This is a genomic window from Mucilaginibacter sp., assembly GCF_039925265.1.
In the GTDB taxonomy this organism is placed as follows: Bacteria; Bacteroidota; Bacteroidia; order Sphingobacteriales; family Sphingobacteriaceae; genus Mucilaginibacter.
Window position 1 is genome coordinate 200,751 of the sequence record NZ_JBDSZG010000018.1, and the last position, 16,448, is coordinate 217,198.

General features: G+C 47.5%; 13 protein-coding genes. 8 read left to right on the top strand and 5 right to left on the bottom strand.

Annotation, left to right across the window (positions count from 1 at the left end):
• The first annotated feature begins 167 nt into the window (after positions 1-167).
• The 3 genes from recQ to murF are packed head-to-tail and all read left to right on the top strand — an operon-like array spanning position 168 to position 4,119.
• Positions 168-2,312 (top strand): DNA helicase RecQ, encoded by a 2,145-nt coding sequence (gene recQ / locus ABIX36_RS10015; RefSeq protein ID WP_348082028.1) that lies wholly within the window; start codon positions 168-170, stop codon positions 2,310-2,312.
• Positions 2,309-2,782 (top strand): DinB family protein, encoded by a 474-nt coding sequence (locus tag ABIX36_RS10020; protein WP_348082029.1) that lies wholly within the window; start codon positions 2,309-2,311, stop codon positions 2,780-2,782. The genes recQ and ABIX36_RS10020 overlap by 4 nt, the downstream gene beginning before the upstream one ends.
• Positions 2,783-2,793: 11 nt before the next feature.
• The gene (gene murF / locus ABIX36_RS10025; protein WP_348082030.1) at positions 2,794-4,119 is read left to right on the top strand and encodes a UDP-N-acetylmuramoyl-tripeptide--D-alanyl-D-alanine ligase; all 1,326 of its coding nucleotides are present in this window, start codon (positions 2,794-2,796) and stop codon (positions 4,117-4,119) included.
• 49 nt (positions 4,120-4,168) lie between these two features.
• On the opposite strand, the gene ABIX36_RS10030 is transcribed toward murF, so the two are convergent.
• The 5 genes from ABIX36_RS10030 to ABIX36_RS10050 form a co-directional block, all read right to left on the bottom strand.
• Complete coding sequence (locus tag ABIX36_RS10030; RefSeq protein WP_348082031.1) at positions 4,169-4,792, bottom strand: thiamine phosphate synthase; 624 nt, start codon at positions 4,790-4,792, stop codon at positions 4,169-4,171.
• Between the two features lie 82 nt (positions 4,793-4,874).
• Entirely contained in the window at positions 4,875-6,542 is a 1,668-nt protein-coding gene (gene pafA, locus ABIX36_RS10035) for an alkaline phosphatase PafA (protein ID WP_348082032.1), read from the bottom strand.
• A gap of 89 nt (positions 6,543-6,631) precedes the next feature.
• Positions 6,632-7,720, bottom strand: coding sequence for an acyl-CoA dehydrogenase (locus ABIX36_RS10040; RefSeq protein ID WP_348082033.1), 1,089 nt, complete (start codon positions 7,718-7,720; stop codon positions 6,632-6,634).
• A 1-nt stretch (position 7,721) separates the two neighbouring features.
• On the bottom strand, positions 7,722-8,342 hold the full coding sequence (pnuC, locus tag ABIX36_RS10045) for a nicotinamide riboside transporter PnuC (RefSeq protein WP_348082034.1): 621 nt from the start codon (positions 8,340-8,342) through the stop codon (positions 7,722-7,724).
• A 4-nt stretch (positions 8,343-8,346) separates the two neighbouring features.
• Complete coding sequence (locus ABIX36_RS10050; protein ID WP_348082035.1) at positions 8,347-10,791, bottom strand: TonB-dependent receptor; 2,445 nt, start codon at positions 10,789-10,791, stop codon at positions 8,347-8,349.
• Positions 10,792-11,249: 458 nt separating this feature from the next.
• On the opposite strand from ABIX36_RS10050, the gene aspS reads away from it, so the two are divergent.
• The 5 genes from aspS (at position 11,250) to ABIX36_RS10075 (ending at position 16,444) form a co-directional block, all read left to right on the top strand.
• Positions 11,250-13,004 (top strand): aspartate--tRNA ligase, encoded by a 1,755-nt coding sequence (aspS, locus tag ABIX36_RS10055; RefSeq protein WP_348082036.1) that lies wholly within the window; start codon positions 11,250-11,252, stop codon positions 13,002-13,004.
• A 21-nt stretch (positions 13,005-13,025) separates the two neighbouring features.
• Positions 13,026-13,493, top strand: a complete 468-nt coding sequence (locus ABIX36_RS10060; protein WP_348082037.1) for an FKBP-type peptidyl-prolyl cis-trans isomerase — start codon at positions 13,026-13,028, stop codon at positions 13,491-13,493.
• 435 nt (positions 13,494-13,928) lie between these two features.
• Positions 13,929-15,239 (top strand): amidohydrolase, encoded by a 1,311-nt coding sequence (locus ABIX36_RS10065; RefSeq protein ID WP_348082038.1) that lies wholly within the window; start codon positions 13,929-13,931, stop codon positions 15,237-15,239.
• A 28-nt stretch (positions 15,240-15,267) separates the two neighbouring features.
• Positions 15,268-16,125 carry a hypothetical protein gene (locus tag ABIX36_RS10070; protein WP_348082039.1) on the top strand — a complete coding sequence of 286 codons (858 nt, stop codon included), beginning with the start codon at positions 15,268-15,270 and terminating at the stop codon, positions 16,123-16,125.
• Between the two features lie 4 nt (positions 16,126-16,129).
• Entirely contained in the window at positions 16,130-16,444 is a 315-nt protein-coding gene (locus ABIX36_RS10075; RefSeq protein ID WP_348082040.1) for a protein tyrosine phosphatase, read from the top strand.
• The last annotated feature ends 4 nt before the right edge of the window (positions 16,445-16,448 follow it).

Genomic DNA, 16,448 nt, shown 5'->3' on the forward strand with positions numbered 1-16,448 from the left:
TTTTTTTTGCAATTGTGCCCGCACACGGTTTTCAGTTGTATAAATGTTACAGAAACTACGCAGCTGACCATCGTAAAGTCTAATATTTTTAGCATTTTGGTTTTGAAATGTTTAATTTACCCGCCTAAACAATCTGCACATTTGAAATCTGCACATTTGCACCATCTATGACCCCATTACAAGCGCTTCAACAATATTTTGGTTACAGCAATTTCAGGCATTCGCAGGAAGCTATTATACAGCATGTTTTAAACAAGCAGGATGTAATGGTGCTGATGCCCACGGGTGGCGGTAAATCGCTTTGCTACCAGTTGCCGGCCGTATTGCTGAATGGATTAACCGTTGTGATATCTCCGCTGATCGCCTTAATGAAAGACCAGGTTGACAGCCTGAACCTGAGCGGGATCCCGGCGGCGTTTTTAAATTCCAGCCAGGACCCGGAAGAGCAGAAGGATATCGCTGTCCAACTAAAAAATAATCAGCTTAGGCTATTATATATCGCCCCCGAGCGTCTTTTCGGCAAGGATACCCGTTTAATGGAGTTCCTGAAAACACTCCATGTAGTGCAAATAGCGATTGATGAGGCGCATTGCATCTCGCAATGGGGGCATGATTTCCGCCCCGAATACCTGATGTTGGCGGGCTTAAAGAATGAGTTTCCGGATGTGCCGGTTATCGCGCTCACCGCGACAGCCGATAAGCTCACCCAAAAAGATATCCTGGATAAACTAAACCTGCACAAGCCCGCTGTGTTTATCTCCTCTTTTAACCGCGAGAATATCACCTACCGCGTTAATCCTAAAAAGAACAGCTTTAACCAGCTCATTAACTTTTTGGATGAGCGGAAAAATGAATCGGGTATTATCTATTGCCTTTCTCGTAAATCAACCGAAGCACTTGCCGCGAATTTAAAGGAAGAGGGCTTCTCTGCCGAGGCTTACCACGCTGGTTTAACAAACGAAACGAAGGCCAAAAACCAGGAAGCCTTTTTGCGGGATGATGTGAAGATAATGGTAGCCACTATCGCATTCGGAATGGGCATTAATAAATCCAACGTGCGCTACGTGGTGCATGTGGATCTGCCCAAGAACATAGAAGGCTATTACCAGGAAACCGGCCGCGCAGGCAGGGACGGGCTGCCATCTGACGCGTTGCTGCTTTACTCGCCCGGCGATGCCATGAAACTAAAGGGCTTCGCGACGGTGGAGAATAACCCCGAACAAAGCGCCATTATGCTGAAAAAGCTGGACGATATGGTGAACTATTGCCAGTTGCACGCCTGCCGGCGCCAGTATTTAATGCAATACTTTGACGAGGCTTTCCCCGATAATTGCGGCTCTTGCGATTTTTGCCTCAGCGAGTTTGTGAAATTTGATGGTACGCTCATCGCCCAAAAGGCCCTATCCGCAGTAGCGAGAGTGAAGGAGCGCTTTGGCGTAACTTACATTGTCGATTTTCTTCGCGGATCACGCAGCGAAAAGATCTGGGCCGACCATAAGCTATTAAAAACATACGGCGCTGGCGCAGATATCAGCAAAGCCGACTGGCAGCGCTACCTGCGCGAACTGATAGCCATGGGCTACCTCCGAGCTACCGACGACGCCTACGCCTCGCTCCGGCTCACCCCGAAAAGCGAATTAGTGTTGAAAGGATTGGAAAAAGTAGAGCTCATTTCCTCTCAAACTACCGACGAAAAAGAGACCGCGCCGTTAAATTTCGAAGCGGAACTGCTCAACAACCTGCGCAAAAAACGCCAGGAAATTGCCGTGATGGAAAACCTGCCGGCGTATATCATTCTTTCGGATGCTACCCTGTTAGAAATTGCCACCTACCTGCCGCAAAAGCTGGATGAGCTACGCCTGATCTCCGGTTTTGGAGATATTAAACTGGCCAGGTATGGACGGGAGTTTTTAACTTTGGTGACCGAATATTGCTCACCTAAAGAATTAACATCCCGCATCAGCCAAAAATCTGCGAAGCGCGAACGTAAGCCCAAAAAAGAAAAAGTGCCTGATACCGCTAAAGTTAGCCTCGCGCTTTTCCGGCAGGGGCAATCGGTTACCGAAATTGCCCGTGAGCGGGGCTTATCGCCAACCACCATAGAGGGGCATTTGAGTAATTTTGTGCAAACCGGAGAACTGGATGTGCTTACCTTTGTTAAAGAAGAAAAGATACCGGCAATAAAAGATGCCGTTGAAAAATATGGCAACGAGCGCCTGGCACCATTAAAGGAAATTTTAGGAGATAATTATACTTACGGCGAAATAAGGGCGGTAATTGCCTGGATGAACCAGAAAACGATAGAACAATGAAAGCGATAGAGCTCATTATTTTAAATTTGGAAGAAGTACGCCGGCGCAGTTTAATACTATGGGCCGGTATCCCCACAGAGGCGGCCAATTGGCGCCCGGATGCTGAAGCGATGTCGATCATTGAGATGATACGCCATGTATTGAGTAGTGACTATATTTACAACATCATCGCGAAGAACCACGGTTGGGAAGGGGGCGAGTTTGTAACGCCCTGGGATGGACGGCCACTTACAACAATTGCCGACGAAATTGCCTTTGCCCAACCCCATCATGATGCTGTTTTGGAGGATTTTAGAAAATATTCTGAACAGGAGTTATCGGATATTATCATCGTCCGCGAGGATAGGAACCAGCGTCGCAAGCTGGGCGATTACCTGCTGCGAATCGCTTACCACGAAAGTGTACACACCGGCAATATATTAACTTACCTAAGAACCTTAAACATAGACCGCCCCAATATCTGGGACTAACACCGTTTACCATGGCAACCATCGAGGATATTTACCAGCTTTACCTGCAACACCCAGCTATTAGTACCGATACCCGTAAAATTGCACCAGGCAGCCTTTTCTTTGCCCTTAAAGGCGATAAATTTGATGCCAACACCTTTGCCGAAAAAGCAATAGAAACCGGTGCAGCGTACGCCATTATTGATAACCCCGCCTATGCCCTCGGCGAAAAATACATTTTGGTAAAAGATGGTTTAACTGCCCTCCAAAACCTCGCTGCCCATCACCGCAGGCAGCTGGATATCCCGGTTATCGGGCTTACGGGCACCAATGGTAAAACCACTACCAAGGAACTCATCAACGCGGTATTATCTCAACGTTTTAATACACTCGCTACAGAGGGAAACCTGAATAACCACATCGGTGTGCCGCTTACGCTTCTGAAAATTAACGCCTCGCATGAAATGGCTGTGATAGAAATGGGCGCGAATCATCAAAAAGAAATTAAGCTGCTTTGCAGTATTGCGCAACCTACGCACGGGCTTATTACCAATGTTGGTAAGGCGCATTTGGAAGGTTTTGGCGGTGTGGAAGGTGTACGCAAAGGCAAAGGGGAGATGTATGATTATTTGGGCCGGGCCGAAAACAAAGCAGTTGCCTTTATCAATAGCGATGACGCGGTTTTGATGGCCATGAAAGAAGAACGCGGGCTAAGCAATGTAATTTATTACGGTAAAAATGGTGGCCCTAACAATATCATCAGCGGGAAATTGCTGGATAGTTCGCCATTGCTGGTGTTGGAATGGGCAGATAATTTAGAGGGCGGCAGCTATACTGTACCTACCCATTTAACCGGCGCCTACAACCTGGATAATATACTGGTGGCGATCTGCATCGGCTCCACATTCGGACTAACCCCCGAGGAAATCAGCGAGGGCATTGCGGGCTACGAGCCAAAAAACAACCGATCACAAATACAACGCACCGTAACCAATACGCTCATTTGCGATTTTTATAACGCCAACCCCAGCAGTATGTTCGTAGCTATTGAAAACATGGACAAAATGCAGGGCAGTCATAAGGTTTTAATCTTAGGCGATATGTTTGAAATGGGGCCCGAATCTGCCACGGAACACCTCCTGGTTTTGCAAAAAGCAATGGCAGCCGATGCGCAGGAACGGATCTTTATAGGGAAGGACTTTTCTGCTGCTTCGTCCGGCACAGAAGCAAACACCACATTTTATTTAACAGCAGAAGATGCCATGTCTGGCCTAAAAGCCAATCCAATAACCAATGCTACCGTATTGATAAAAGGTTCGCGAGGAATGGCGCTGGAGCGTTTAGTAGGATTATTTTAGTCACGGCATTAAAAACCAGTTCCAGGCAACACGGGGAACGGGATAACGGTTAATATAACTTCCTGTAAAGTTCCTTTATCGTTCCGCCGGGATCTAAAGATAAATTAACGGCCGCCGAAACGGCAATGCCGTAAATACCGGTAGCTAATAGGTGTTCCACATCCGTTAGTTGTATGCCACCAACGGCAATTACGGGGATCTCTATTGGCTGTTTTGCTAATGCCCTATAGCCCTCGTAACCTAAAAGCGGCTTGTTATTTGGCTTGGTATCCGTGTGCGCAAAAGGGCCGTAACCGCAGTAATCTACCACGCCCGAATTTTGTACCCGTAGCAATGCCTCAGCGTTTGTGGCCGATGCACCTAAGGTTTTCTCATCAGTTATAACCTCGCGGATAGCGGCAAAGTCGGCATCCAGATCCTCGATGTGTACGCCCTGTGCATCCACCTTATCCAGCAGATGATAGTGGTTAGCAAGAATCAGCGTTGCGCCCCAGTCATCACAAATAGACGCGATCTGGTGGATCTCGGCTATCATCTCCTCGTCGGTTTTGGTCATGCAGCGATACTGCACCCAGTTTGCCCCCGCCTCGCAAGCAATTTGCGCCTGTTCTACATGACTACGTTGCGGCAGGTCCTGCGTAAGGTAATGAAACTTGGAGATGTATTTTCTCATTTTATGTAGTCAATAAATAGGAAATTCCGAAAGATCAACGCGTGCAAACGTCGCTCTTCCGGAATCCCATCATTCTTATTGTTTAATCTTTAAACCATTTCAACACCTCGCCAATTGGCGCACCTATATTACCGCTTGGGGCTTGTATATGTAATAAGGCAGCAAGTGTAGCGGCAATATCAGTCATGTGCGTTTCGCGTACCAGGCTGCCGTGTTTAATACCCCAGCCCATAAATACAAGCGGGATATGTGCATCGTAAGGGTTCCAGGTACCGTGGGTAGTACCAGTACCGCCGTGCCCGCCGTACCAGCCCGGTTTCAGGATGATTTGGATGGCACCACTGCGTTCTACGTTATAACCGTTGATGATCCGCGTGCGCAGGTCTTCCGGGATATTGGCCGTTTGCGCCCTTTGCATATCAACCGCGTAAGCTACACCTGCCTGTTTTTGCAAGGCAGTAATGCAATCAGCCTTCAGGGCTTCTTCGCTGATGGATTCTTTGTTGATCAAGGCGTTGTTAAAGTTTACCTGGTAATTGTTCAGCCCCAAAACCAGGTTTTTTTGCTTGTATTTATCTTCTAATAATTTATTCAGCTGCGTACGCGCGGCTGTTTCGTCCCAATAACCGGCGGGGATGTTATGGTCTATTAAAAACTGCGGGTTGTGGGCCGCGCCATGGTCGGCAGTTAAAAATACGCTGTAGTTACCTTTACCAACTTTAGCGTCAAGGTAAGTAAAAAACGCGCTCAGGTCATTATCCAAACGCAGGTAGGTATCTTCTACCTCTACCGAGTTCGGCCCAAACTGGTGCCCCACATAGTCTGTTGAAGAAAGGCTCACCGCTAAAAAATCGGTTACTGGGTTTTTGCCCAGCTGCTCGTTATCAACGGCGGCTTTGGCCATATCAAGGGTTAAAGAGTTTCCGTAGGGAGTGCTGCGGATCATCCCCGCGTTGCCTTTATATAACACCGAAGTTTTGATAGGGAAGGTAGGGGCATCGGTGCCGCCAAATTTACCCTCGTATTTTGGGCTGTTATCCGGTGCGCTTTGTACGTAGGTGTTAATAGGATACAGCGTGTTCCAATCCTGGTTTAAATATTTTTCGGCGTTTTTTTGGCTGTTGAAGGTTTTTACCCAGGCCGGCAGATCGTTCATATAAAAGGTGCTGCTTATCCAGCTGCCGCTGGCATCGTCAAACCAATAGGCCGCATTAGCCACATGCCCTGCCGGGAGGATGCCGCCACGGTCTTTTAAAGCAATACCAATCACTTTCGAGCGGAAATTTGTTGCCAGCTTCAGTTCGTCGGTAATGGTTGTCGCCAGCAAATTACGTGGCGACATTTTTCCCGCGGCAGAGGTACTGCCTACGGTATTTACGGTAGAATCGGCTGTGCAATACATCGCTTTACCGGTTGCCTGTATAATAAAATCGTTTCCGGCCATGCCGTGGATAGACGGAACAGAACCTGTATACACCGTTGAATGGCCTATAGCAGTAACCGTTGGGATATAAGGGATAAGCGTATTTTCGCAGGTAAAACCTTCGTTAAGCATTCTTTTAAAACCGCCCGCCTGGTAACGGTCGTAATAGCGGTATAAATAATCCCAGCGCATTTGGTCAACCACTATACCTACTACCAGCTTTGGTCGGGGTACGGCTGAGGAGATGGCTGTCACTTTTTTGCTTTGGGCCGATAAATTGAATATAGTGGCAGCAAGTGCAAGCGTTAACAGAAATTTAATTTTCATGGACGACATGTTTTAAGGGGGTAAATATCAGCAATGCAATTTATATCCAATGTGATATTTATGTTATAATACCGCAAATTAACGTGGCGTTAATTTCCAAAAGTAAGCAGCGCATGTTGGCTGGCAGTATGCAGATCGCGCCAAACGCGGTTAATTTCTGTGTCTGGCGATGCAGCAAGCAAGCCGCAGTAGGGATAAAGCTTGTCCACACATTCGCGGGCCGTTTTGGCCAGCATTCGGCTGGTGTGGCTAACCTGTTTTAACAAATCCGGATCTGTAGGTTGCTGCCAGGAAGCATTCACAGCAGCAAAAAAAGCTTGCCGCGTTTGGTTGAGCAGCGCGGTGGCAGTAACAAGATCGCTCTCCATAAGCGCCACATTCGCCTCGTTTACCCGGCGGATGTTGGTAGCCTTGTACGCGAATGCCGGCGCGCAAAGGTCTATAAAATGAACAGCCATGCCCGATAGGTTGGCCGCGAGCGTAGCCTCTGCCAGCTGCAAAAACGGGTAGGTATATAGCAACGAGTCAATCACCGCGGCGGCGGCATTAATTTTAAAACACCGGCTTTTATCCACATACAGGTTATTCACCTCATAGGCATCGCTGCCTGTGGCTGCCATGCCCATATATTTCCAGCCGGGCAGGAGGTTTACATCGGCCCGGTTGAGTATAAAGGGTAGTATCAGCTGCGCGCCATCATCATCCAACACAGGCTCCCGGCCGTTGGTAATAAGGCAGTTTACCGTGATATAAGTTGCGTGATGCACGCCGCTGGCATACTTCCAACTGCCGTCGATAATATAGCCATCGCCGGTAATAGCAGCGGTACCCGTGGCGGCGCCACTTCCGGCAATACAAGCTTCGGTATCGGCATAAACCCGTTTGGCAACCTCGGGTTGTAAAAAACCGCCGAACCAGCCTGCACCGCAACATAACGTTACTACCCAGCCCAGGCTGCCATCGGCCCAGCTCAGGGCTTCTTCGGTTGCTACCAGTTGCGGCAAGGGCGTTTGTAATCCGCCATAAACGGCAGGCGTAAGCAGGTTAAACCATTGCTGCTGATAAATCAGTTCCAGCTGTTCCGGGTGCAGCTTACCCAGTTTTTCTGCCTCCGCGGCATAGCTGCGAATAGTTTCTACCCAGCCCGGCAGCAGTTGAGTTGATGGATGTTCTGCCATATCAGCTTGCAAAATGGGTTAAGCGTTCTTTAATAATGATCTTGCGCCAATCGTAATAACCAAAAATGGCCACCACGAACAGGATGAGCGTAAGCACGGCGAACATCACCAGGTTTTTATGATAAAGTAATGGGATGGCAAACAGGTTACTGATGTTTAGCAGCACCCAGTTCTCTATTTTACGCCGGGCCAGCAGCCACATCCCCGCCCAGGCGGTAGAAGATACCCAGGCATCCCAAACGGGCACGGTAGATTGTGTGAAGTTTATCAATAAAACATACAGCAAGCCCCAGCCGGCAAAGACTATGAGCAGGGTAATTATCCATTCGCGTTTGTTGGCATAAGCTACCTGTACAGCAGGCTGTCCGCGCTTTTTTATCCAGTGATACCAGCCGTAAACACTCATTACTATGTAATAACCGTTCAGCAAAAATTCGGCATATAAGGCTACCTGTAACAACAGGTAAAGCGAGATTAAAGTGGCGGCTATACCGGTTGGGTATAGCCACACTTTATTGGCACGCGCCAGCAGAACTTCGGCAACGCCTAATATTACGGCGAGCCATTCCAGCCAGGTTGTAGCCTTTAGTTGTTCTACAAAAAGGGCTATCCAGCTCTGCATCCGCTTAAAAACTTAAGCTAACAGATGCCAGGAAGTTGCGCGTGGCCTGCGGAAAATAGTAGTTATAGTTGACCACCTGCCCGCCTTCAATATCTGGATAAGTCGCGCCGTTGGCCTCGTACTTTTTGCTGAAGATATTGTTCACCAGCAGCCCCAACCCAATGTTTTTAACCGACTTTATGCTGAAATTATACCGCAGCCTTACATCGCTTACAAAATAACTCTTCAGCAGTCTGTCTGTTACGAAAGCATTACTGCCCGATGATACGAAACCTGCGGGGTTGGTATTGGATGTATTATCCAGGAACTGCCGGCTTATGTACTTGCTCACAAATGCAATTTCGCCGCCCTTAAATGGTACAAGGCTGATCTCGCTGGAAGCGATAAATGAGGGCGAATAAGCAATGTCTGTTTTCTTCAGCAGGATAAATGCTTGTGTGTCGTCATCGTAATTGTTTAAAAACTGGCCGTAATTTTTGATCTTGTTGGTGCTGATGGTTGCAGTTGCAGCCCAGCTAAGCGCTTTGGTAATTTTTACGCGGCCGTCCAGCTCGATACCTGCACGATAGCTATCCTTTACGTTATTACGGATCTGTGCGCCAACATCATTTAACGCGCCGGTTAGTATCAGCTGGTTTTTGTACAGCATGTAAAACAGGTTGATGCCCCCTTTAAACACGCCGGTGCTGGTGCGGTAACCCGCTTCAAAATCTTTCAGGTTTTCTGCTTTGGGCCTGCTGGCGGGGGTACTGTTGGTGTAATCATCCCGGTTTGGCTCGTGGTTACCCACGGCAAAGGAAGCATAGATATTGTTCTGCGCATCAAATTCATAAGTAACGCCCACCTTGGGGTTGAAGAAGTTGAGCGTAGCATTTTGCTGCACATTATTCAAATTCCTGTCGAACCCTAAGAAAGAGTAGTAAATGCGGCGGTATTGCAAATCTGCAAATACGGTGGTATTACCTGTTTTCCACTCGCCGCGGCCAAAGATGTTAAAATCATTCTTTTTAGCATCATCGCGATAGTATTCGTAATTGGGCGGGATGCCTGCGCTTTGTTTGGTGTAAAGGATATTGCCAAAATGCGCGCCGGTATAGCGGTTATAAGCACCGCCGAGGGTGAAGTTGAGGTTATCCTGCGGCAGGTATTTTAAGGCATAGGTAACGCCATAAAAATCATTATCCAGCCAGCGGCGACGGGCAAGGTCTGTTTTGGAGATGGTTGTACCGCCAATAACTACCGGCGTTAAGCCGTAATCAGCCACCTTGGCATTGGTTTTAAATTCCTCATAATAACCCTGGCCTTTGGTATAGTGCAGCGCACCACTAAAAGAAACTTTATCAGATAATTTCTGATCGTACAACAGCTGGTAGTGGTTTTGCACGTAATCATCCACCTGGTCTTTATAATAAGTACCGTCAGGCATCAGGCCCAGCTCGTTATAAGTGCGATGATTGGGCAGGCTTTCATCGCTGATGATATAATCGGGGATACCATTCCATGCCTGGTAGGTACGCTCGTAACCCGAGAAGATATTGGCCCGAAGGGTGCTGGTAGCCCCATAATATGCGCCGCTCACAAAAAACGACTTCAGCTGTGAAGAGGCCCTGTCGATATACCCATCAGATTTGATGCGGGACAAGCGTCCGTCTAAGCTGAATTTGCCGCCCAGTAAACCCGTCCCCAGGTTTATGGTGTTTTTTACCGAGCCGTAAGAGCCTACCGAGTTGTTGATATCGGCATAGCCCGTATCGCGGCGGGTAGTAGTTTGGATATTGATGCTACCGCCGAACGCGCCTGCGCCATTGGTTGATGTACCTACGCCACGCTGCACCTGGATGTTGTTAATGGATGAGGTGATATCCGGCAGGTCGACAAAATAGGAGCCCTGGCTTTCCGAATCGTTATAGGGGATGCCGTTAATGGTAACGTTTACCCGGCTTGCATCGCTGCCGCGGATGCGGATGCCTGTATAACCGATGCCCGCGCCGGCATCTGAAGTTATGACTACCGATGGCGTTTGGTTAAGCATATAAGGCAGGTCCTGGCCAAAGTTGGTTTTTTCCAGGTCTTTTTTACTTAAATTGGTAAAAGCCGTTGGCGAATTCCGGCCCGCACGGGTGGCGGTAATTACCACTTCTTCTGCACTGAAAACACCGCCGGTAAGGGTAAAGTTAACCGACTGGTTGCCGCTTAAGGTAATTGTTTTGGTAAACGTTTGATAGCCTACAAAGGTGGCTTTTAAGGTGTAACTGCCTGCCGGGATACTCCCCAGGCGGTAGTTGCCGTTTACATCGGCTTGTGTGTTTACAGCCGGGTTGGCAATGCTAATGGTTGCACCAGGCAATGCCTCGCCGGCTTGGTTGGTGATCTTTCCGCTGATGGAAAACTGGGCCGATGCCAATGCAGGCAACAGCAGGGCGAAGAGCGCCGTAAATAAATTTTTCAAAATTTGTTGAACAAAAATGAGTTAAACCATCTGTCGCCAGGGTAATGCGCCAGTACACTTAACTTGTTACCTCTCCCTACGCCGGCATTACCCGGATCAGGTGCATGTTTTTTGGAGTTGAGAGTTTAAAGCTGAAAGTATAAAGCTGACATGCAACTTTTAACTTTTGACTTTTGACTTTTGACTTTACAAAACAATGGGTTTGATCTCAGCCTGTCTTTCAGTTTGGTAAAATAACCTGCAGATTATTTTTAGTACACCAAAGCAAGGCACCCCTTGAGAATTATGGGGCAAATATAGGGAATAAGATGTGAGATGTGAGACATTAGATTTGAGAAAAATCCGCGTCGTACCGATATTTGCGCTCGCTATTCTAAACTTTCTTTGCTCTCATATCTCATATCTCACATCTCATATCTCAAAAAATATTACTTTTGCAAACTTTTTAAAAAGGAATTATGCTTAGAACACATACCTGCGGGCAATTAAATATCAGCAATTTAGGGGAAACTGTTACCCTTTGCGGATGGGTGCAAAAATCGCGCGATTTGGGCGGTACCACTTTTATTGACGTACGCGACCGCTACGGCCTTACCCAACTTGTTTTAAACACCGATACCGATGCCGACCTGCGCGAAGCCGGTCGCCAGCTGGGCCGCGAGTTTGTAATTAAAGTTACCGGCAAGGTGGTAGAGCGTTCTAACAAAAACACAAAAATTGCTACCGGCGAAATTGAAATTACCGTTACCGAACTGGAAATTTTGAACGCCTCTAAAATACCTCCGTTTTTAATTGAGGACGAAACCGATGGCGGCGAAGAGCTGCGCGCTAAATACCGCTACCTGGATCTGCGCCGCAACCCTATTCGTAACAACCTCGTTTTACGCCATAAAATGGCGCAGGAGATCCGCAAGTATTTGGATGGATTGGACTTCATCGAGGTGGAAACCCCGGTGCTGATTAAATCTACACCCGAAGGCGCACGCGATTTTGTGGTACCAAGCCGTATGAACCCGGGCGAGTTTTACGCCCTGCCGCAATCGCCGCAAACCTTTAAACAATTGTTGATGGTAAGCGGGTTCGACCGTTACTTCCAAATTGTAAAATGCTTTAGGGATGAGGACCTGCGTGCCGACCGCCAGCCGGAGTTTACACAGATCGACTGCGAGATGTCGTTCATCACCCAGGAAGATATCCTTAATATTTTTGAGGGCCTTACCCGCCACCTGTTCCGTAACGTAAAAGGTTTAGAACTTGGCGATTTCCCTCGCATGCAATACGCCGACGCCATGCGTTTATACGGTTCTGATAAACCGGATACTCGTTTTGGGATGGAGTTTGTGGAACTGAACGATGTGGTAAAAGGCAAAAGCTTCAGCATTTTTGATAATGCCGAACTGGTTGTTGGGATCAACGCAAAAGGTTGCGCCGGTTACACCCGCAAGCAAATTGATGAACTAACCGAGTGGATGAAACGCCCTCAAATTGGCGCTACCGGCTTAATTTATGCCCGCCACAACGAAGACGGAACAATCAAATCATCGGTAGATAAATTTTACAACGAAGAAGAACTGGCCAAATGGAGCGCTGCTTTCCAAACAGAAAAAGGCGATTTGATATTGATCCTGTCCGGCTCTACAGATAAAGTTCGCAAGCAACTGAACGAATTACGCCTTGAGATTGGCGGCCGTTTAGGCTTACGCGATAAGAACAAATTCGCGCCGCTTTGGGTGCTCGATTTCCCGCTGCTGGAGTGGGACGAAGAAACTGAGCGTTACCATGCCATGCACCACCCCTTCACGTCACCAAAACCGGAGGACATTGCAATGCTGGATACGGACCCTAAAAACGTACGTGCCAATGCATACGATTTAGTGATCAACGGTACCGAAATCGGCGGTGGCAGCATTCGGATCCACGACAGAGCCCTGCAATCGCTGATGTTTAAGCATCTCGGCTTTTCACCGGAAGAAGCGCAGAAACAGTTTGGCTTTTTAATGGATGCCTTTGAGTACGGCGCACCTCCGCATGGCGGTATCGCGTTCGGGTTCGACAGGCTTACCTCTATCTTTGCCGGGCTTGATTCTATCCGCGATGTGATCGCCTTCCCTAAGAATAATTCGGGCCGCGACGTGATGATAGATTCGCCATCAACCATTGCAGATGCGCAGATGAACGAGCTAAAAATAAAAACAACTGTATCATTATCTTAACTTTTCCCGTTACCCTTGTATATGAAAAGATATTTATTAGTCCTTAGTTTATTTATAATCGGTTGCTCCGCCTGTAAAAAAGAAGCAAAGTTTGATGCTGCCGCGCAAGCCGCAAAAGACGAAACAGCTATACAGGCCTTCCTTACTGCTAACCCAACTATTACCGCCACAAAAGATGCATCGGGCGTTTATTACCAGATCATTACCCCGGGTAGCGGTTCTAACCCGGTACTAACATCTACTGTTACTGTAAATTATGTAGGCAAATTGTTAGATGGTTCTCAGTTTGATAAAGGCACCAACACTACTTACCCATTAAATGGCTTTATACAAGGCTGGCAAAAAGGTATTCCCTTTTTAAAACCGGGCGGCCGAATGTTGCTGATCGTGCCATCGGCATTGGCTTATGGTAACAGTTCGCCTGGCGCGGGCATCCCTGCCAATTCGGTACTGGTATTTACCATCGATCTGCTGAGCTTTACTAACTAATCAATAAAAAAATATAGCTAAGAGCGCCTTGTGATGAACAGGGCGCTTTTTTGTTTTGGGTGGATCCCCGGAAGATTATCAACTTACTACTAATTTCTTTTCGCTTAATACAGCGCCTCCCAGTGGCAGCAATTAGGGTTAACACAACTTAACACAATTTTAACAAAAAATTTTTAAATAATTGATAATCAAATATTTAAAAATTCACAGGGTTAACATATAAACGCGCACATATTTACCTATTGGTTAACCACCTATCGACTTGCAGGCACCTGCCCGTTTCTCCATCCGGCGTAATAACGTGTCAATAACAGCCCTATGTAATAGAAGCCCGGGCAAATACGCCGGGTGTTGGCATATTTAAGCAAATAAACACATCCCCCTTTATTTTTCCTATAAATATTTATATTTAGAAAAATTACCAACCCCGTCCCGATGAAAAAACTTCTCCTGCTCGCCCTAACCGCGGTTTCGCTAACCGCTTCAGCACAAAACAGCGCTTCCAACAAAGCCATTAGTGCCAAAGCAGATGCCCTGCAGGATAAAATTATAGCCTGGCGACGCGATTTTCACGAGCACCCCGAACTGGGTAACCGCGAGGTCCGCACATCGGGCATTATTGCCAAACATTTAAAATCATTGGGGATAGAGGTACAAACCGGTATTGCTACCACAGGCGTTGTCGGCATATTAAAAGGCGGCAAGCCTGGTCCGGTGGTAGCCCTGCGCGCCGATATGGACGCGCTGCCGGTTACCGAAAGGGTTCCGCTTCCCTTCGCGTCGAAGGTAAAAACACAATATAACGGGCAGGAAGTTGGCGTAATGCATGCCTGCGGGCACGATTCGCACATGGCCATCCTGATGGGTGTTGCCGAAGTTTTGGCCGGGATGCAGAAGGACCTGCGCGGCACCGTAAAATTCATCTTTCAGCCGGCAGAAGAAGGTGCGCCGGCTGGTGAAAATGGCGGAGCGGAGCAAATGGTGAAAGAGGGCGTACTGGAAAACCCAAAGGTTGATGTTATTTTCGGGCTGCACATCAACTCACAAACCGAAGTGGGCAAAATTGTTTATCGCCCGGGTGGCACCATGGCCGGTGTAAGCGACTTGCAAATTACCGTTAAAGGCCGCTCGGCACACGGCGCTTATCCATGGAGCAGTATAGACCCTGTAGTGGTATCGGCACAGATCATCAGCAGCCTGCAAAGCATTGTGAGCCGCAACGTAAACGTTACCGAAAACCCCGCTGTGGTTACCATCGGTGTAATACAGGGCGGTTCGCGTTTTAATATCATCCCCGAAAGCGTAAAAATGCAGGGCACGGTGCGCTACTTTACCGAGTACGACGAAAAACTGGTGACCGACAATGTACGCCGCATAGCCACCAAAACTGCCGAAGCATATGGCGCTACAGCAGAAGTAATGCTACCCTTTAGCAACCATTACCCGGTTACCTTTAACGATGTGGCCCTTACCGCTAAAATGCTGCCATCATTGGAAGCAGCTGCCGGTAAAGAGAACGTAATGTTGCGCCCGCCTGTAACCGGTGCCGAAGATTTTAGCTTTTTTCAGCAGAAAGTGCCGGGCATCTTTTTCTTTTTAGGCGGAATGCCCAAAGGCGGTAACTCGATAACTGCGCCATCGCACCACACGCCCGATTTTTATTTGGATGAGAGCGGCTTTACCCTCGGCGTAAAAGCTTTGTGTAATTTAACGCTTGATTATATGAACGGCTCAAAGGGGAAATAGAATGTCTCCCGCATTAAACCTAAACCACATGTATAAATACCTCGTCGCGGTTATGATGTTGTTTGCAGCAGCAAGTCTGATGGCCCAGGAGAAAGAACCAGAACGTAATGAAGTAGACCGGCTGACCGATAGCGTTATGGCTGAAGGCAAAGCCTTGTACCGCTCTGAATGGGCATCCTGGCACGGCACCGATATCTTCCTGGAAAAGTATAAAGAGAAACAGAACCAGATGGGTGGTTATTTTTCTTACGAAACCGCCAATAACCTTGTAAACGTGTTTTTCACCAAAGGCGATAAGCCCGTTACGATGGGCGTGATTTCGTTCGGGAAAGATTTTAATCAGCAAAACTACCGGTTAGACACCGTAGCAAGGCCGTTAAACCCAATAGAGCAGGACCTGTTTACATTGCGAAAGGCCGCGTTTAAAGCCCTCAATACTGACACCGTATTTAAACGATACAATAACGCCAACTTTAATGTAATACCCTTTATTAACAAGGGAGTTAAGCGCATTTATATTCTTACTTCGCCTTTGGCCGTCGGTGTGGTGGTATTGGGGAATGATTATCTGCTATCTGTAAACGATAAAAACGAGATCTCATCAATAAAGAGAATCCACAACAGCCTTATATCGGCAGATACAAAGGATAAAAAAGGCCAGACACTTATGCATTCTCACCTGGTAGGAAAAGATGAATTAATGAGTGCTACCGATATTTGTACACTGATGCTCTACGAAAAGGAAAACGAATTGAACCAGGCCTATGTAATGTCAAAAAAGTATGTATCCATTTGGGATTGCAAAAAGGATACGCTTGTTGTACTCACCATGCAGGCGTGGAACAGGATAAACGAAGACCAAAAAGTAAGACATCCAAAACAGTAATATCTTGCCCAACCTCTTATTCATTTGTAGTAAAAACCAATGGCGCAGCCCCACGGCCGAACTGCTTTTTAAAAACCACGCGGTGCACCAGGCCCGCTCGGCTGGCACAAGCGATAAGGCAAGGGTAAAGCTGAATCAGAAAATGATAGATTGGGCCGACCATATCTTTGTGATGGAATACCGGCACCGCGATCTCATCAAACAAAACTTCCGGCTCAATGGCAAAGCGCTTACTGTGCTGAATATTGAAGACATTTACCCCTTTAACGACCCGGAACTGGTGGAAATATTGCAGGCAAGCTTAGCGGAGTATTTGTAATCTT

Bases quoted from the DNA above. Each gene is read 5' to 3' on its own strand.
- ABIX36_RS10030 (WP_348082031.1), bottom strand. From the start codon at position 4,792: ATGAGAAAATACATCTCCAAGTTTCATTACCTTACGCAGGACCTGCCG.
- pafA (WP_348082032.1), bottom strand. From the start codon at position 6,542: ATGAAAATTAAATTTCTGTTAACGCTTGCACTTGCTGCCACTATATTC.
- recQ (WP_348082028.1), top strand. From the start codon at position 168: ATGACCCCATTACAAGCGCTTCAACAATATTTTGGTTACAGCAATTTC.
- murF (WP_348082030.1), top strand. From the start codon at position 2,794: ATGGCAACCATCGAGGATATTTACCAGCTTTACCTGCAACACCCAGCT.
- ABIX36_RS10065 (WP_348082038.1), top strand. From the start codon at position 13,929: ATGAAAAAACTTCTCCTGCTCGCCCTAACCGCGGTTTCGCTAACCGCT.
- ABIX36_RS10020 (WP_348082029.1), top strand. From the start codon at position 2,309: ATGAAAGCGATAGAGCTCATTATTTTAAATTTGGAAGAAGTACGCCGG.
- ABIX36_RS10040 (WP_348082033.1), bottom strand. From the start codon at position 7,720: ATGGCAGAACATCCATCAACTCAACTGCTGCCGGGCTGGGTAGAAACT.
- ABIX36_RS10070 (WP_348082039.1), top strand. From the start codon at position 15,268: ATGTATAAATACCTCGTCGCGGTTATGATGTTGTTTGCAGCAGCAAGT.
- ABIX36_RS10060 (WP_348082037.1), top strand. From the start codon at position 13,026: ATGAAAAGATATTTATTAGTCCTTAGTTTATTTATAATCGGTTGCTCC.
- pnuC (WP_348082034.1), bottom strand. From the start codon at position 8,342: ATGCAGAGCTGGATAGCCCTTTTTGTAGAACAACTAAAGGCTACAACC.
- aspS (WP_348082036.1), top strand. From the start codon at position 11,250: ATGCTTAGAACACATACCTGCGGGCAATTAAATATCAGCAATTTAGGG.